At 62.6% G+C, this 15,455-nt stretch carries 19 protein-coding genes and 1 tRNA gene; 13 read left to right on the top strand and 7 right to left on the bottom strand.

Annotation, left to right across the window (positions count from 1 at the left end; all coding sequences use genetic code 11):
* Positions 1-106: 106 nt before the first annotated feature.
* From FJW04_RS02465 to FJW04_RS02480, 4 genes are read left to right on the top strand one after another with little or no spacing between them, the layout of a single operon-like run.
* Positions 107-607 (top strand): tail fiber protein, encoded by a 501-nt coding sequence (locus FJW04_RS02465; protein ID WP_140660391.1) that lies wholly within the window; start codon positions 107-109, stop codon positions 605-607.
* Positions 608-619: 12 nt separating this feature from the next.
* Entirely contained in the window at positions 620-1,123 is a 504-nt protein-coding gene (locus FJW04_RS02470; protein ID WP_140660392.1) for a tail fiber protein, read from the top strand.
* Positions 1,124-1,133: 10 nt separating this feature from the next.
* Positions 1,134-1,655 carry a tail fiber protein gene (locus FJW04_RS02475; protein ID WP_140660393.1) on the top strand — a complete coding sequence of 174 codons (522 nt, stop codon included), beginning with the start codon at positions 1,134-1,136 and terminating at the stop codon, positions 1,653-1,655.
* Between the two features lie 6 nt (positions 1,656-1,661).
* Entirely contained in the window at positions 1,662-2,198 is a 537-nt protein-coding gene (locus FJW04_RS02480; protein ID WP_281405538.1) for a GNAT family N-acetyltransferase, read from the top strand.
* 237 nt (positions 2,199-2,435) lie between these two features.
* Here FJW04_RS02480 and FJW04_RS02485 read toward each other — a convergent pair whose 3' ends face one another.
* Both FJW04_RS02485 and FJW04_RS02490 read right to left on the bottom strand, forming a co-directional pair.
* Positions 2,436-3,014 carry a 2OG-Fe(II) oxygenase gene (locus FJW04_RS02485; RefSeq protein ID WP_140712161.1) on the bottom strand — a complete coding sequence of 193 codons (579 nt, stop codon included), beginning with the start codon at positions 3,012-3,014 and terminating at the stop codon, positions 2,436-2,438.
* A 67-nt stretch (positions 3,015-3,081) separates the two neighbouring features.
* Positions 3,082-3,357 carry a hypothetical protein gene (locus tag FJW04_RS02490; protein ID WP_140712163.1) on the bottom strand — a complete coding sequence of 92 codons (276 nt, stop codon included), beginning with the start codon at positions 3,355-3,357 and terminating at the stop codon, positions 3,082-3,084.
* 306 nt (positions 3,358-3,663) lie between these two features.
* Between FJW04_RS02490 and FJW04_RS02495 the strand changes: the two genes are divergently transcribed.
* The 4 genes from FJW04_RS02495 to FJW04_RS02520 all read left to right on the top strand — a co-directional run bounded on the left by FJW04_RS02495 (position 3,664) and on the right by FJW04_RS02520 (position 6,918).
* Entirely contained in the window at positions 3,664-4,470 is an 807-nt protein-coding gene (locus tag FJW04_RS02495) for a SapC family protein (protein ID WP_140712165.1), read from the top strand.
* 90 nt (positions 4,471-4,560) lie between these two features.
* Positions 4,561-4,761, top strand: a complete 201-nt coding sequence (locus FJW04_RS02500) for a DUF2934 domain-containing protein (RefSeq protein WP_140618224.1) — start codon at positions 4,561-4,563, stop codon at positions 4,759-4,761.
* Between the two features lie 872 nt (positions 4,762-5,633).
* Complete coding sequence (locus tag FJW04_RS02515; RefSeq protein ID WP_140712167.1) at positions 5,634-6,173, top strand: hypothetical protein; 540 nt, start codon at positions 5,634-5,636, stop codon at positions 6,171-6,173.
* Positions 6,166-6,918 (top strand): hypothetical protein, encoded by a 753-nt coding sequence (locus FJW04_RS02520; RefSeq protein ID WP_140712169.1) that lies wholly within the window; start codon positions 6,166-6,168, stop codon positions 6,916-6,918. Before FJW04_RS02515 ends, FJW04_RS02520 begins: the two co-directional genes overlap by 8 nt.
* Positions 6,919-7,073: 155 nt before the next feature.
* On the opposite strand, the gene FJW04_RS02525 is transcribed toward FJW04_RS02520, so the two are convergent.
* Positions 7,074-7,148 (bottom strand) — tRNA-Gly (locus tag FJW04_RS02525).
* A 211-nt stretch (positions 7,149-7,359) separates the two neighbouring features.
* Here FJW04_RS02525 and FJW04_RS02530 point away from each other — a divergent pair.
* The 4 genes from FJW04_RS02530 (at position 7,360) to FJW04_RS02545 (ending at position 10,076) form a co-directional block, all read left to right on the top strand.
* Positions 7,360-7,857: a prolyl-tRNA synthetase associated domain-containing protein gene (locus FJW04_RS02530; protein WP_015314918.1), complete on the top strand. Its 498-nt coding sequence runs from the start codon at positions 7,360-7,362 to the stop codon at positions 7,855-7,857.
* An 84-nt stretch (positions 7,858-7,941) separates the two neighbouring features.
* Entirely contained in the window at positions 7,942-8,955 is a 1,014-nt protein-coding gene (gene trxA, locus FJW04_RS02535; protein ID WP_140712171.1) for a thioredoxin, read from the top strand.
* 106 nt (positions 8,956-9,061) lie between these two features.
* Positions 9,062-9,733: an LON peptidase substrate-binding domain-containing protein gene (locus FJW04_RS02540; protein WP_015314920.1), complete on the top strand. Its 672-nt coding sequence runs from the start codon at positions 9,062-9,064 to the stop codon at positions 9,731-9,733.
* A gap of 103 nt (positions 9,734-9,836) precedes the next feature.
* Positions 9,837-10,076, top strand: coding sequence for a Trm112 family protein (locus tag FJW04_RS02545; protein WP_140618229.1), 240 nt, complete (start codon positions 9,837-9,839; stop codon positions 10,074-10,076).
* Between the two features lie 76 nt (positions 10,077-10,152).
* Here FJW04_RS02545 and FJW04_RS02550 read toward each other — a convergent pair whose 3' ends face one another.
* From FJW04_RS02550 to ccmA, 4 genes are all read right to left on the bottom strand, one after another.
* Entirely contained in the window at positions 10,153-10,728 is a 576-nt protein-coding gene (locus FJW04_RS02550) for a DsbE family thiol:disulfide interchange protein (RefSeq protein ID WP_140712173.1), read from the bottom strand.
* Positions 10,725-10,892 carry a heme exporter protein CcmD gene (gene ccmD / locus FJW04_RS02555; protein WP_140712175.1) on the bottom strand — a complete coding sequence of 56 codons (168 nt, stop codon included), beginning with the start codon at positions 10,890-10,892 and terminating at the stop codon, positions 10,725-10,727. The genes FJW04_RS02550 and ccmD overlap by 4 nt, the downstream gene beginning before the upstream one ends.
* Positions 10,893-11,022: 130 nt before the next feature.
* A complete protein-coding gene (gene ccmB / locus FJW04_RS02560) occupies positions 11,023-11,688 on the bottom strand; it encodes a heme exporter protein CcmB (RefSeq protein WP_023774435.1) in 666 nt (221 codons plus the stop codon).
* A 49-nt stretch (positions 11,689-11,737) separates the two neighbouring features.
* Entirely contained in the window at positions 11,738-12,346 is a 609-nt protein-coding gene (gene ccmA / locus FJW04_RS02565) for a heme ABC exporter ATP-binding protein CcmA (RefSeq protein ID WP_140712177.1), read from the bottom strand.
* A 285-nt stretch (positions 12,347-12,631) separates the two neighbouring features.
* On the opposite strand from ccmA, the gene acnA reads away from it, so the two are divergent.
* A complete protein-coding gene (gene acnA / locus FJW04_RS02570) occupies positions 12,632-15,322 on the top strand; it encodes an aconitate hydratase AcnA (protein WP_140712179.1) in 2,691 nt (896 codons plus the stop codon).
* The last annotated feature ends 133 nt before the right edge of the window (positions 15,323-15,455 follow it).

Consider the following 15,455-nt stretch of genomic DNA (forward strand, 5'->3'; position numbering starts at 1 on the left):
AATAGAAAGTACAGGCTGTTTGCGTGAATTATTTTTTTGAGTCAAAAAAGCGGTTGAATTTCCAGTAAGTTGACGTAAGGTTACCTGAAAAGGCGAGGGGAAGATTATGGCGGAACCGTTTCTTGCCGAAATCAGGATCATGTCTTTCGGATTTGCGCCAAAAGGTTGGGCGCTGTGCGATGGCCAGCTCTTACCTATCAACCAAAATCAAGCCCTGTTTTCCTTGCTCGGAACAACTTTTGGTGGCGACGGGCGTGTGAATTTCGCACTGCCCGATTATCGGGGGCGTACCCCAATTCATGTTGGCAGCGGCCATACACTTGGCGAGCGTGCCGGCGAACAAAATCACACTCTTTCAATTGCCGAACTGCCAACGCATGTTCACCTGGCACAGGGCACGTCGGCAACCGCCAGCCCGCAGCCCGTGCCGACCAACGCCTATCTTGCCCCGGCTGCATCGCTCTATGGGTCGGCAGCCGCTTTGACGCCGCTTACGGCGCAGACCGTTACCAGTGCCGGCGGCAGTCAGGCGCACCTCAATATGCAGCCTTTCCTGACGTTGAGTTTCTGCATCGCCTTGCAGGGCATTTTTCCGTCTCAGAATTGAGGGAGCGCAGCCATGGGACAACCCTACGTTGGCGAAATTCGCATGTTCGCCGGCAATTTTCCAATAAATGGCTGGATGTTCTGCGAAGGACAGCTAATACCGATCTCGGAGTACGAAACCCTGTTCAACCTGATCGGGACCACCTATGGCGGCGATGGTCAGGAAACCTTCGCGCTGCCCGATCTGCGTGGCCGCCTTCCCATCCATCAAGGCAACTCCTTTGTCTTGGCGGAGACGGGAGGCGCCGAAGAGATCACGCTTACCGTCAGCCAGATTGCCGCGCACACGCATGCCTTCCTGGCCTCCACCAATCCGGGAAACCAGGCCAATCCCGGAGGCAACGTCACCGCGCAGAACACCCTGGTCCAACTCTATGCAGAGGACGTGCCGACGGTGAATATGGGTGGTAGCTCGATTTCGCCGGTCGGCGGCAGCCAGCCGCACGCGAACTTCCAGCCCTATCTGTGCGTGAACTTCATCATCTCGCTGTTCGGGATTTTCCCGTCTCAGACTTAAGAGGTCCGTCATGGCCAACCCGTTCGTCGCCGAAATCCGCATCTTTCCGTTCAATTTCGCGCCCAAAGGATGGGCATGGTGCGATGGACAGTTGCTGCCAATATCGCAGAACACGGCCCTGTTCTCGTTGCTTGGCACCACATATGGTGGCGACGGCAAGTCGAATTTTGCCTTGCCGAACCTGCAGGGCAGTGCACCCATGCATCCGGGGCAAGGACCGGGGCTTTCCTGGCATGATCTGGGAGAAACCGGCGGTTCGGATACGGTGACCCTGCTGGAATCTGAAATGCCGTCGCATCTTCACACCCTGCGTGCGATGACGGATATCGCCGACCAGCCGATTCCCAGCCCGGCCCGCTCGCTTGCCCGGTCCAATGGTGGTTCTGCATACAATCCGACATTCACGGTCAGCCCGATGTCGGGCAACGCGCTGACCCCCGCCGGCGGCGGCCAGCCCCACAACAACCTGCAGCCCTATCTCACCTGCTATTTCTGTATCGCGTTGCAGGGCGTCTTCCCGCAGCGTCCCTGATTCAAGATGGATGACTCTCGTGGGACGGCGGGGTGGAGGCGTGCGGCTGGGACCGGCCTGACGTTTCGGGCGATGACGGATGCCGACCTGCCGTTTTTGGCGCGGGTCTATGCCTCGACGCGTGCCGAGGAACTGGCCTTAACATCCTGGACCGAAGTACAGAAGAGGGCGTTCCTGGACATGCAGTTCCGGGCGCAGCACGCCCATTACCAGAAATATTATGCCGATGCCGAGTGGCTGGTGATCGAGCAGGCCAGGCAGGACATCGGCCGTCTCTATATCGAGCGCACGCCGAGCCAGCACTGCATCGTCGACATTTCGCTGCTGCCAACGCATCGCGGCAAGGGGTGTGGCGGCGCACTGCTTAGAGACCTCCTCGACGAGGCTGCCGCCGCTGGCAAGCTCGTCTCGATCCACGTCGAGAAGAACAACCCGGCGCGACGGCTCTATACGCGGCTGGGTTTCACCGTCACCGAGGACAGAGGCGTCTATGACCTGATGGAGTGCCCACCCCTGATGGCGAGTGGCGCGACCGATCCGTGACTGCCAGACGCGCCTTTCGGTCTTCGTTATTTGCACGCGAGGCAACGACTGTAGCGATGCCGCGCGGAGGATTCATGCCGGGGTTTCAAGCCGCCGCTGGTGCGGCGGACAGACCAATCGCATTACGGCGCTGGCGCGGTCATACGCGATTTGCCTGCTCATAAAGAGAGTGATTGGATTTCGCGATCACTTGCCGATATCGGCACCGAAAATAAGCGCTGCTTGCAGCGTCGGTCCTCAAGCGTCGCGATACCAGGAGACGATCGTGAAACGCTCGTTACAGGTGACCGGGGTGACTTCGTGCGTCGTTTTCGAACGAAAGGCGACCAGAGTGCCCGGCAGCGCCGGCATTGCAACCCGCAGGTGCGGGCCGCTGTACGGTCCGTGCAGAACCAGCGAGCCGCCGGCATAGTTTGCCCGCGAAGGATCGTCCGATTGACGGTTCAGGAAGAGCACTGCCGAGATCTTCCTGAACCGGGACTCGTCGTGGATGAGCGGCGTGTTGCCATCCTGGTGCGGCACGAAGAAATCGCCTTCGCGATAGTGAAGGAACTGGGGCCTTTCCCAAGTGCCGAGCGCGAGCCCGAAATGCCGTTCCAGGACGGGCCTCTGCTGCGCCAAGACACCGTTCACCCGTGCTTCGGTCGCTTCCGAGACCTCGGCGCGCCTGGTCCTGCGCACTTCCGGCCACGCCGGTTTCTGGTCAGTACGCCCCAGCAGGCCGGCCGGACGACCGCCGGCCTCGCGGATTTCCGCGCACAGCGCGCTGCATGCTGCTTCGTCAAACATGTCGGCGATTTCGATATGGTCGATCATGTGTCGAGCCGCGCCTCCGAACCGCCCGTGATCTGGCCGTCGCTCTCACCGGCCGGACCGCCGAAAATCAGTTGAACACCGCCTCGTAGGTCCGGCCAGTCGCGTCGGCGGCTACCGGTACGATGAAGATGTCGTGGACACCGCCGGCGCCGGCAAGGCTGTAGGTCGCCTGCGGCAGCGCGATCTCACGCGGCCCCCTGAACAGCAGCGAAAAACCACCGCCCGGGCGGGGGCTGGCCGCGATGCGGTTGACGGCGCTCAGTTCGAGCGAGATCCGTCCCGCTCCGGTCTCTATGGTGAACGCCTGTCCGATCGCCTGTTCGAAATCCGCCGCCGCCGCCATTTTGTCGCCTCGAAGCCGTTTGCGCGGCACTGTCGCCGCTTCGTCGCGGGCTGTCCAGGGATCTTTGTCCGACCAAAATTCCCAGGAAAACCGTCGCCCACTTTTCCTCGGAATTGGCGCATCGGCACGGAGCGCTGGCGCGCAAGACATTTCGTCGCCGCAAACCCCAAAATACAGCAACGCATCCTTTTATGCGCGCCGGTGACACTGTGGTACTTTGTTTCGGCATGGGATGTTTCGATACGAGCCCGGCGCCGGACGCGGATTGGCCGGCCTGATCGGCTTGCCGGAGAAAAAGGACCGACGATGGCTGAAGGTGCGAAAACAGGGACGGCGGCGACAGCAGGGGCCGATGCGATGCCGCTTTTCTACTCCAGGCCGGAGGCGCTCAATCCGGCGCGGCACGGCTCGCTGGGGTTGACCGCGCGCAGCGACTTTTCCTTCGCGCGCTCGGCGCACGCCATCCCGGTGGTGGCTTCGGAGATGCCGGCGGCGATGCGCTCCTATCCGATCGTCTTCATTGGCGCCGCCAAGGCGCCCGTCATCATCACCGGCGTCCGCCAGGACGAGAACCTGTTCGTCGATGCCGACGGCAAGTGGAACGCGCCGCACTACATCCCGGCCTATGTCCGCCGCTACCCTTTCATCCTGGCCGAGGATCCGACCTCGGCCGGCCGGCTGACGCTGTGCGTCGACCGGGCGAGCGACCGTGTCGTCGACCAGCTGATGGCGCCCTTCCGCGACGACAAGGTGCTGCCGTTCTTCGGCGGCAACGAACCGACCGAGGCGACCAGGCAGGCGCTCGCTTTCTGCAACCAGTTTCAGATCGATTTCAGGGCCACCCGCGAGATGGTCGACAAGATCGACGCGCACGGTCTGTTTTCGCCGCGCCAGAGCAAGGTGACGCTGGAAGGCGGCGAAGTGCTCAACCTCACCGACTTCCAGGTGATCGGCGAAGCGGCCTTCAACAAACTGAGCGACGAGGCCTTCCTCGACCTCAGAAAATCAGGCGCGCTCGGCCTGCTCTATTGCCACCTCGCCTCGACCAACAGCTGGACCTCGCTGGTGCACCAGGCGTCGCTTCGCAAGGCGGACACCGCGAAGAGTGCCTGACGGCATCGCCCGACCTGCCGAGGTCGACGACATCCAAATTGGAACATTTCAGGCGCTGTCCGGTTGCTTCCTCAGGGAAGGAAGACGGCCATGGTGATCAGCCAGGAAGAACGTGTCGCGCATATCAGCAAGCGGGCCCGCGAACTCTGGGAACGGGAAGGCTTGATGCCCGATCGTGAGAAGGCCTGCTGGGACAAGGCGGTCGAGGAGTTCGAGTCCGGTCGGCTGACCGCCGGACGAAAGCAACCAGGCGCGGATGCCGCTGGCGACAGCGCGGGTACCAAACACTGACGCTCCGCTTTGTCGCAGAACGCATCGAGATCACCGGCTGGTGACGAGCCCCTGATCGGTCACCACCGCGCTGTCTTCCCAAAGACCGCCGGCGTTGGTCCCCGACGTACTGATGCTTCATGCGCCCGAATCCCCGCTCGGGCGAGAATGTCACAATACCCTAATTTGGGGTACTCGAATTTCGGGTTCTATTGAAGCGCTGGTCTATGCATGACGCTTAAATTGTCCTCACTTCGTTCAGACCTCTACAGGAAATTAATCGAACTGCTCGTGCAGGCTCCAAGGACGCGGGTATCACCCAGGGAGAGCTCGGAAAGCGCCTGGGACAGCGCCAGACCTTCGTATCGAAGTTTGAACTGGGTGAACGTCGGCTCGATGTTGCCGAGTTTGTCACTGTGGCAAGAGCGATTGGAATAGATCCGCTACGAATCATTTAAAAGCTGAGCAAGGCGGCGGCTAACTCTACGCTCCGCTGCGCATGGCGCCCGTACCTATCGCCCGGAACGAGCAGGCCAGGCGCTCCGCTTCTTACCCTACACCCTATCAAAGTCTTTAACCTGCTATTTCAAGCCGGTGCAAGCGACAGTGGTATACATTGTGCTCCACTGCGCGATGCGACCATGCGCATAAACACAGTGAATTACAGGGACTTACCGTTAGTCTCATCGTGACGTGAAGGCAGAATCGGAATGCTATTATATGTCCATTATGGCATTGGTCGCATGTTTGGCCTGGTCAGCTATCTGAAATTGCAAGGATTTATGACCTTAGTTATCATCTGTTGAAAAGTCATAGCATGTCTCTTGTCCTGTTGACTCCCGGCGCGCGATACGTGACGCTTGTCGTCGCATCGAATCTGGGAGGCGCTACAGATGACTGAAGCTGGAACTGAGGACGACGAGTTCGTGGCAATGCGCGCTGTGTTCACTGCGCTTAAGGGACTACCTGACGATGAGGCGCGGGTGCGCGTATTGAGCTACGCGGCATCTCGGCTTGGTCTGGCAGCCGGAAGCCCACAGGCAAAATCAATACATCCCGCGGTTGAGCCTCTCGGCGATGGAGAGCCAGAGGCACCCGCGCCGGCTACGACGAGCCCAAGTAAATTCGCGACCTTCGCCGAGTTGTTCGATGCAGCTCACCCCCAGAGCAACGCCGACAAGGCGCTGGTCGCGGGTTATTGGCTGCAAGTCTGTGGGGGTGCAGAGAGTTTTAGCGGGCTAGCAGCAAACACTGAATTGAAGCACCTCGGTGAAGCCGCGCCCAATATTACCAACGCCATTGACAGCCTTAAAAATCAGAAACCCGCATTGGCCCTGCAACTCAAGAAAAGCGGCAAGAGCCAGCAGGCCCGCAAATCCTACAAGATCACGGTCGCCGGAGTTAAAGCGGTGGAGGCCATGATTCATGGATGAAGCTCGCCTGACGAAGGCCCTTTCGGCTGTCCTCGGACCTGCACTTTCGGCGGAACTGACAGCAGACTTCATCAAGTTGCGCCGCGACGCGGCTACAGCCACCCTAGAGCGCGCTTCGCCGGGTAAGTTCGTGGAGACCTTCGTCCAGTGTCTCCAGTTTGTGGCCAGCGGGAAGTTTGAGGCTAAGCCAGCGGTAGATGAGTATTTGAGCAAGAAGGTTGAGAACGAAGGGTCACTCCCGGAAGGCCTCCGTATTTGTGCAGCTCGGCTGGCTCGGACCATTTACACGCTGCGCAACAAACGCAATATCGCGCACAAAAATCCTATCGACCCAAATACATTCGACCTTGCCCTTGCACATGAGTCTGCAGCTTGGATCATGGCGGAACTATTGCGCAACGCAACAGGCGTTCTTATGCAGGAGGCAGGCGCGCTTATTGCTCAGCTCCAGGTACCAGTAGGGACCTTGGTTGAGGAAATCGACGGACTACGCCTAGTGCATGCGGATACCTCGGTCCGAGGTGAGATTCTCATCCTACTTCATAGCCATTACCCCGACCGTGTCGCTGTTGCCGATATCCTGAAGACCATGAGTGCTCGCAGCAGCGGGTCGGTCAAGAATAGGCTAGGCGAATTGCGGATGGAGAAGCTGCTGCATGGCGACAGCAAAACTGGTTATCGCCTCACTCAAGTGGGCCACGCCGGTGCTGTGGCAGAAATTGCGAATCTAATGAAGGCAGCTTGACGCGGACTTTCCCGCCCAAGCTATTCGTATTCGGCTCCGTCGTAGTAACCCGGACCTTTCCGACCGCGCTCGGGAGTTGCGATTCAATCACCCCGAAAAACGAAAAAGCCGCGGCGAACCGCGGCTTTTCGATGCTTGATTCCCCTTGAGGAAACTGGAGCGGGTGAAGCGATTCGAACGCTCGACCCCAACCTTGGCAAGGTTGTGCTCTACCCCTGAGCTACACCCGCTCACACGGCGTCTTGGCCGCAAGCCGGGCCTATATGGCTGAAGAGCGCGGCGATTGCAACAGGGAAATAGCAGGCTTTTTGCAACCTTCCGAGCGATGCCGGCAAACCGCCCGCGACGCGCCGATTTCATCGCCGCTGGCGCGACGGTCTTGTGTCGGCCGCCTCATTGGCCGTAAACGGCAAGGCCGAGAAACCAACGAAGAAGAGACCCATGCCGAAGACCGAAGCTGACCTGATGGCCTTTCTTGCCGAACTCGGCATCGCGGTTTCGACGATACGCCACCCGCCGCTCTATACGGTTGCCGATTCGCAGGCGCTGCGCGGCGAAATCGCCGGCGGGCACACCAAGAACCTGTTCCTGAAGGACAAGAAGGACAATTTCTTCCTGGTCACCGTCGGCGAGGACGCGGTCGTCGATCTCAAGCAGATACATCAGCTGATCGGCGCCGCCAGCCGGGTTTCGTTCGGCAAGCCGGAAATGCTGATGGAGCTTCTGGGGGTCACGCCGGGGGCGGTCACGGTGTTCGGTATCGTCAACGACAGGGAAAACCGGGTCAAACTGGTGCTCGACAAGGATCTGATGGACCATTCCGTCATCAATGCGCATCCCCTGACCAACGAGGCGACGACATCGATCGCGGCCGCCGATCTCATCAGATTCGTCGAGGCAACCGGGCATGATGCTGCTATCTTGAAAGTCTCGGCATGATCGCCACATGGGTGGCAAAGCCGATTTCCAATTGAGACAGGGCGCCGGGCCACGGGCCGGCCGCGCGACCGAAAGGGTGACGAGATGAGCGACAGCAATCCGTTTGGCGGATCATTCGGAAACAAGGGCGGCCAGTATGCCACCACGGTGCAGTATGGCGGAACCGAGCCCAAAGCCGGATTCGGCGAGGCGTCCGCGCCCCCAGCCGCCGGCCCCACCGCCACAGGCGACGTCATCAAGGACACGACGACCGCGGCCTTTGCCGCCGACGTCATCCAGGAATCGCGCCGCCAGCCGGTGCTGGTCGACTTCTGGGCGCCGTGGTGCGGACCTTGCAAGCAGCTCACCCCGCAGCTGGAAAAGGCGGTCAAGGCCGTCGGCGGCAGGGTCAAGCTGGTCAAGATGAACATCGACGACCATCCCTCGATCGCCGGCCAGCTCGGCATCCAGTCGATTCCGGCGGTCATCGCCTTCAAGGACGGCCAGCCGGTCGACGGCTTCATGGGCGCCATTCCCGAGAGCCAGATCAACGAATTCATCACCAAGGTCGGCGGCAAGGGCAATGGCGCGCCGCCGGTGGCCGAGGCCCTGGCCGCGGCGGCGGAGGCGCGCGACGCCGGCGACATGCAGACCGCGGCCGACATCTACGATGCCATCCTGGCGCAGGCGCCGGAAACGGTCGAGGCGATTGGCGGGCTGGGCGACCTGCTGTTCGAGGCCGGCGACACCGAGGGTGCCGAGGCGCTCCTGGCAACGGCGCCGGAGGCCAAGAAGGACGCACCGCCGCTGGCTGCCCTGCGCGCCAAGATCGCGCTGGCCGCGCAGGCGGCGGCGCTGGGCAATCCGGCCGAGTTCGAGCGGCGGCTCGCGGAAAACCCCAAGGACCATCAGGCGCGTTTCGACCTGGCCATGATCCAGAACGCCATGGGCGATCGCACGGCGGCCGCCGACAATCTGCTGGCCATCATCAAGGCCGACCGGAGCTGGAACGAGGATGGCGCCAGGACGCAGTTGCTGAAGCTGTTCGAGGCCTGGGGCATGACCGACGAGGCGACGCTTGCCGCGCGCCGCAAATTGTCGGCATTGCTGTTTTCCTGAGCCGGTTACGGTTGTTTTGTCGCAAGGGCTTGTGGCGCCAGGCCTGTGCGCCAGATAGGACAAGGCAGGATTGACGCTTCGCAAGGGAAGCGATCGGAGGAACGAGGTGCAAGCGGGAAACGCGCATTACCGGCTCGCCAAGGATCTGCCGTCGACGATCCCGCTCTTTCCGCTCGAAGGCGCGCTGCTGCTGCCGGGCGGCCGCATGCCGCTCAACATCTTCGAGCCGCGCTACCTGCAGATGGTGGACGAGGCCGTCGCCGGCTCGCGGCTCGTCGGCGTCATCCAGCCCGGCCTCAATGGCGCATTGCGTGAGGATGGCGAGCCGGAGCTTTGCAACGTCGGCTGCATCGGTCGCATCATCGCCTTTTCCGAGACCGGCGACGGCCGCTACCTGATCTCGCTGCAAGGCGTGTGCCGGTTCCGCGTCGCCCACGAGCTGACGGTCAAGACGCCGTTCCGCCAGGCGAAGCCGGCGCCCTTCCTCGCCGATCTCGACGAAGAGCAGGCGGCTGATGAAATCGACCGGCCGGCGCTGCTCAGAGCTTTTCGCGCCTATCTGCAGGCCAATGACCTGGAAGCCGACTGGGAGAGCGTCAGCCGCGCCGAAAACGCCATGCTGGTCAACGCGCTGTCGATGATGGCGCCCTACGGACCGGCCGAGAAGCAGGCATTGCTCGAGGCCGCGGACCTGAAAACCAGGGCCGAAACGCTGATCGCCATCACCGAGATGACGCTGGCGCGCGAGAATGAGGATTTTGGCTCGAGCCTGCAGTAGGAATGCGTCGATATCCAGCCGGCCCGCAAATAACGGCCCGACCGATCTCGATAGATCCTGCATCCTGGCTGACAGGCTGGGCGTGAAACCGGAAGAGGACCCAATGGCGGATGGGCGCGACGGAAAGAAGACGAATGTTGACCCGAAGCTGCTGGAACTCCTGGCCTGCCCGCTGACCAAGGGGCCGCTGGCCTGGGACCCCGAGCGCGGCGAGCTGGTCTCGCGGGTCGCCAAGCTCGCTTATCCGGTGCGCGACGGCATCCCCATCATGCTGCCCTCGGAAGCGCGGGTGCTCTCGGCCGAGGATGTGCTGTCGCCGCCACGGCCAGGTGGGCCGAATTAGGAGGCGCGAGAGCCATCCGCTCCGCTTCAACCATATACGTGTACAAACCAAGAGAGATCAGGTCTTCGACGTGGCTTCAGTTCGGCCTGGCCAGCGCCTTGTCGATCTGCGGCAGCAGAAGTTCCTTGGCCGACTCCGGCGTCAGCGGGCCGACATGTTTGTAGGCTATCTTGCCATCCTTGCCGATGACGAAGGTTTCCGGCACGCCATAGACGCCCCAGTCGATCGCAGTGCGGCCGGCTTCGTCGACCCCGATCGCCTGGAACGGATTGCCGAGGTCGCCGAGGAAGCGGCGGGCGTTTTCCGGCCGGTCCTTGTAATTCAGCGCCGCCATCGCGAACCTTTTGTCCTGCGCCAGCGCCAGCAGCACCGGGTGCTCTTCCCGGCATGGCGCGCACCAGGACGCAAAGACGTTGACCAGCGTGACCTTGCCGGCGAAGGCTTTCGAATCGAGCCCGGGCAACTTGCTGCCCTCCAGGGGCGGCAACTCGGTCCGTGGCGCCGGGAGGCCGATGAGCGCCGACGGCACTTCCGAGACATCGCGCCCCGACAAGAGCTGCGACAGGAACAGTCCGGCCAGTCCGAGGAAGACCAGCAGCGGCAAAAATACGAACAGGCGGCGACGGGCCGGCGTTTCCGTCTCTGTGCTCATGACTTGGCTGCCTTGTCGGAACGGCGGCGCACGCCGGCCGCCTCGAGTTCGGCGAGTTCGCGCTTGCGCGCCCGCTGGTCGATGAGGGTCCAGCCGATCAGCCCGGCCAGCGCCACGGCGGTGATCGCGTAGGCCGCCGCGACGTAGAGTGCATGCGCGCTCATGCGCGCCGCTCCATCGCCGCGTCTCGTTCCAGCCGGGTCTTTCCGCCTCGTTCGATCATGTCTTCCCTTAGCCGCGCGCCGGCGGCTCCGCAATCGGCCGCCACGCCGCAGCCTTCAGATATCCGGCGCCTCAATCGGTGCCGTGGCGCAGCGCCAGCGCCGCTGCGGTCGGCCCCAGCACGCCAAGAAACAGCGTCAGCGCGGCAAGAATGAGGAAGGGCTGCAGGAATGGATCGGGATTGGCCGTCGCGCCATAGCTCGCCGAAACGCCGAAGATCAGCACCGGTATGGTCAGCGGCAGCACCAGCACCGAGATCAAGAGGCCGCCACGCGGCAGCGCCACCGCCACCGCGGCGCCCACGGCACCGATGAAGGTGATTGCCGGCGTGCCGACCAGCAGCGTCAGCGCCGTGGCGCCTATTGCCAACGGTTCCATGTTCATGAACAGGCCGAGCAGGGGGGCCGCGACCACCAGCGGCAGAACGCTGCCCGCCCAATGCGCGACGCACTTCACCAGCACCGTCAGCGCCAGCATATGCCGGTCGTTGCCGAGCACCAGGAGATCGAGCGAACCGTCCTCGCGATCGGCCTGGAACAGCCGGTCGAGGCCGAGCAGGCAGGCAAGCAGCGCGCCGATCCACAGGATCGCCGGACCGATGCGGGCCAACAGCTTGAGATCCGGCCCAACGCCGAAAGGGATGGTGGCGATGACGGCGAGGAAGAAGATGACGCCCGTCAGCGCGCCGCCGCCGGCGCGGATGGAGAGGCGGATGTCGCGCAGGAAGAGGGACCACATTACGATGTGGTCCCCTGACGAAGAAGGGGCGCGCCGTGGGGTGCAGTCATCAAAAGGCCTCCCCCATCGCCAACTCTTTCGCCCCTTCCAATCCCAGCGGCAGATGCGTGGCCGCCACAATCATCCCGCCTTCCTCGCAATGCCGGCGCATCAGCCCCGCGAATCTCCCCTCCGAAGCCTTGTCCAGCCCTGCCGTCGGCTCGTCGAGCAGCCACAGTGGCCGATGGCTGACCAAGAGTTTCGCGATCGCCGCGCGGCGCCTTTGCCCGGTCGAGAGATAGCCGAACGGCAAATGGCCGATGCCGCCGAGCCCGACCGTTTCCAGTGCCTCCTCCACATCGAGCCGGCCTTCGCCATGGAACTCCCGCCAGAAGCGCAAATTCTTAGTCACGCTCAGCGCCGTCTTCATCGCGTTCTGGTGGCCGAGATAGTGGCAGGCCGAGCCGATCGAGGGGAACTCGTCGCCGCCGCCTTCGAGCAGCAGCCGGCCCTCGGTTTTCGGCAGCAGCCCGGCGACCACCCTGAGCAAGGTCGATTTGCCCGAGCCGTTCGGCCCGGTGACGACCAGGGCCTGGCCCTGATCGAGGACAAAGCCGATGCCGGAGAAAACCGGCTCGCCGCCGCGTTCGCCGCCCAGATTTTCGGCGATAAGCCGCATCCCTCGCCTGCCCTGAAATCAATGTTTCGCGAGCGCTGCCGCATCGCACAAATTTGCTCTGCAACTGTCTAGAACTATTCCAGAAAATTCTCTATATGCGGGTCATCCGTGCCAGCGGTCGGCGCGGGAACAGAATTAGCGCCGAACCAGCGCACGCGCCGCCTTGAACGGCTCGGGTTGCTTGGGAACGGACAGCGGAAATGGCCGTACCCGCACCTTTGCGCGTGATTGCATGCCATCGGCGTCCGTTCCCTTTCAGGCTGAACAGACAAGGACGGATCGCACGTGTCAAAATCCCTCGACAGTTTCAATTGCCGCCGCACGCTGAAAGCGGGCGACGCCGAGTATGTCTATTTCGACCTCGTCGAGGCCGAGAAGAACGGCCTCACCGGCATTGCCCAGCTGCCCTATTCGATGAAGGTGCTGCTGGAAAACCTGCTGCGCAACGAGGATGGCCGCTCCGTCACCAAGGAGAGCATCCAGGCGGTGGCCGGCTGGCTGACCGACAAGGGCACCGCCGGCGTCGAAATCGCCTATCGCCCGGCCCGCGTGCTGATGCAGGATTTCACCGGCGTCCCGGCCGTGGTCGACCTCGCCGCCATGCGCGACGCCATGGCCTCGCTTGGCGGCGATCCGCAGAAGATCAACCCGCTGGTGCCGGTCGACCTTGTCATCGACCATTCCGTCATCGTCGACGAGTTCGGCACGCCGATGGCGTTCGCCCGCAATGTCGAGCTCGAATATGAGCGCAACGAAGAGCGCTACAAGTTCCTGAAATGGGGCCAGCAGGCGTTCCGCAACTTCCGCGTCGTGCCGCCCGGCACCGGCATCTGCCACCAGGTCAATCTCGAATATCTCGGCCAGGTGGTGTGGACCAACACCGAGGACGGCGAAACCACCGCCTATCCCGACACCTGCGTCGGCACCGATTCGCATACAACCATGATCAACGGCCTTGGCGTGCTCGGCTGGGGCGTCGGCGGCATCGAGGCCGAGGCGGCCATGCTCGGCCAGCCGGTCTCCATGCTGCTGCCGGAAGTCATCGGCTTCCGCCTCACCGGCAAGCTCAAGGAGGGCGTCACCGCCACCGACCTCGTGCTGACCGTCACCCAGATGCTGCGCAAGAAGGGCGTCGTCGGCAAGTTCGTCGAGTTCTTCGGCCCCGGCCTGTCCAACATGACGCTGGCCGACCGCGCCACCATCGGCAACATGGCGCCCGAATACGGCGCCACCTGCGGTTTCTTCCCGGTCGATTCCGAAACCATCCGCTATCTCACAATGTCGGGCCGCAGCGAGGACCGCATCGCACTGGTCGAGGCCTATTCCAAGGCGCAAGGCATGTGGCGCGAGGCCGGCTCCGCCGACCCGGTCTTCACCGACCTGCTCGAACTGGAGCTGGACAGCGTCGTGCCGTCGATGGCCGGCCCCAAGCGCCCCGAGGGCCGTGTCGCGCTGGAAGGCATTCCCGCCGGCTTCGCCAAGGCGATGGACACCGAATACAAGAAGGCGGCGGAAATCTCCAAACGCTATGCCGTCGAAGGCACCGACCATGACCTTGGCCATGGCGACGTCGTCATCGCCGCCATCACCTCCTGCACCAACACCTCGAACCCATCAGTGCTGATCGGCGCGGGCTTGCTTGCCCGCAACGCCAACCGCCTTGGCCTGAAGCAGAAGCCGTGGGTAAAGACCTCGCTGGCCCCCGGCAGCCAGGTGGTGGCGGAATATCTGGAAAAGTCGGGCCTGCAGAATGAGCTCGACCAGATCGGCTTCAACCTGGTCGGCTTCGGCTGCACCACCTGCATCGGCAATTCCGGCCCGCTGCCGGCGCCGATCTCAAAAACCATCAACGACAAGGGCCTGATTGCCGCCGCGGTGCTCTCCGGCAACCGCAACTTCGAAGGCCGCGTCTCGCCCGACGTGCAGGCGAACTACCTGGCGTCGCCGCCGCTGGTCGTGGCGCATGCGCTGGCCGGCACCGTGACCAAGGACCTGACCACGGAGCCGCTCGGCGACGACAGGAACGGCAATCCGGTCTATCTCAAGGATATCTGGCCGAGCTCGGCCGAGATCCAGGAGTTCATCGAGAAGAACGTCACCCGCGAGCTGTTCGCCCGCAAATATGCCGACGTCTTCAAGGGCGACGAGTACTGGCAGAACGTCAAGGCGCCGGAAGGCCAGACCTATGCCTGGGACAACAATTCGACCTATGTGCAGAACCCGCCCTACTTCGCCGGCATGACCACGGGTTTCGGCAAGATCGGCGACATCAAGGGCGCCCGGGTGCTCGGCCTGTTCGGCGACAAGATCACCACCGACCACATCTCGCCGGCGGGTTCGATCAAGGCCGCCTCGCCGGCCGGCAAATACCTCACCGACCATGGCGTCGGCGTCGCCGACTTCAACCAGTACGGCACGCGGCGCGGCAACCATGAGGTGATGATGCGCGGCACCTTCGCCAACATCCGCATCCGCAACCACATGCTGGGCGAGAACGGCCGCGAGGGCGGCTACACCATCCACTATCCCAGCAAGGAAGAGGAATCGATCTACGACGCGGCGATGCAGTACAAGAAGGAAGGCGTGCCGCTGGTCATCTTCGCCGGCGTCGAATACGGCAACGGCTCGTCGCGCGACTGGGCGGCAAAGGGCACCAACCTGCTCGGTGTCCGTGCCGTCATCGCCCAGTCCTTCGAGCGCATCCATCGTTCGAACCTGGTCGGCATGGGCGTCATCCCCTTCGTCTTCGAGGAAGGCACCTCATGGGCTTCCCTCAACCTCAAGGGCGACGAGCTGGTCGAGATCGACGGATTGAGCACCATCAAGCCGCGCCAGACGATGACCGCCAAGATCACCTATGGCGACGGCACGGTGAAGAACGTGCCGATCATCTGCCGCATCGATACGCTGGATGAGCTCGACTACTTCAAGAACGGCGGCATCTTGCAGTACGTGCTGCGCGATCTGGCGGCTTAGAAAACAGTGAGTAGTGAGTGGGATGCAGAGGACGCCCCTACTCACTACTCCCCTGCCGCGGCACAGCAGACCAGCATGCCGCACAGTCCTGCCGCGATGAAGGCAAGGTCGTCAAAGCATTGACCGGCCCAGA

It is taken from the genome of Mesorhizobium sp. B2-7-3 (genome assembly GCF_006440715.1).
In the GTDB taxonomy this organism is placed as follows: domain Bacteria; phylum Pseudomonadota; class Alphaproteobacteria; order Rhizobiales; family Rhizobiaceae; genus Mesorhizobium; species Mesorhizobium australicum.

Bases quoted from the DNA above. Each gene is read 5' to 3' on its own strand.
- FJW04_RS02465 (WP_140660391.1), top strand. From the start codon at position 107: ATGGCGGAACCGTTTCTTGCCGAAATCAGGATCATGTCTTTCGGATTT.
- FJW04_RS02470 (WP_140660392.1), top strand. From the start codon at position 620: ATGGGACAACCCTACGTTGGCGAAATTCGCATGTTCGCCGGCAATTTT.
- FJW04_RS02475 (WP_140660393.1), top strand. From the start codon at position 1,134: ATGGCCAACCCGTTCGTCGCCGAAATCCGCATCTTTCCGTTCAATTTC.
- FJW04_RS02480 (WP_281405538.1), top strand. From the start codon at position 1,662: ATGGATGACTCTCGTGGGACGGCGGGGTGGAGGCGTGCGGCTGGGACC.
- FJW04_RS02485 (WP_140712161.1), bottom strand. From the start codon at position 3,014: ATGATCGACCATATCGAAATCGCCGACATGTTTGACGAAGCAGCATGC.
- FJW04_RS02490 (WP_140712163.1), bottom strand. From the start codon at position 3,357: ATGGCGGCGGCGGCGGATTTCGAACAGGCGATCGGACAGGCGTTCACC.
- FJW04_RS02495 (WP_140712165.1), top strand. From the start codon at position 3,664: ATGGCTGAAGGTGCGAAAACAGGGACGGCGGCGACAGCAGGGGCCGAT.
- FJW04_RS02500 (WP_140618224.1), top strand. From the start codon at position 4,561: ATGGTGATCAGCCAGGAAGAACGTGTCGCGCATATCAGCAAGCGGGCC.
- FJW04_RS02515 (WP_140712167.1), top strand. From the start codon at position 5,634: ATGACTGAAGCTGGAACTGAGGACGACGAGTTCGTGGCAATGCGCGCT.
- FJW04_RS02520 (WP_140712169.1), top strand. From the start codon at position 6,166: ATGGATGAAGCTCGCCTGACGAAGGCCCTTTCGGCTGTCCTCGGACCT.
- FJW04_RS02530 (WP_015314918.1), top strand. From the start codon at position 7,360: ATGCCGAAGACCGAAGCTGACCTGATGGCCTTTCTTGCCGAACTCGGC.
- trxA (WP_140712171.1), top strand. From the start codon at position 7,942: ATGAGCGACAGCAATCCGTTTGGCGGATCATTCGGAAACAAGGGCGGC.
- FJW04_RS02545 (WP_140618229.1), top strand. From the start codon at position 9,837: ATGGCGGATGGGCGCGACGGAAAGAAGACGAATGTTGACCCGAAGCTG.
- FJW04_RS02550 (WP_140712173.1), bottom strand. From the start codon at position 10,728: ATGAGCACAGAGACGGAAACGCCGGCCCGTCGCCGCCTGTTCGTATTT.
- ccmD (WP_140712175.1), bottom strand. From the start codon at position 10,892: ATGAGCGCGCATGCACTCTACGTCGCGGCGGCCTACGCGATCACCGCC.
- ccmB (WP_023774435.1), bottom strand. From the start codon at position 11,688: ATGTGGTCCCTCTTCCTGCGCGACATCCGCCTCTCCATCCGCGCCGGC.
- ccmA (WP_140712177.1), bottom strand. From the start codon at position 12,346: ATGCGGCTTATCGCCGAAAATCTGGGCGGCGAACGCGGCGGCGAGCCG.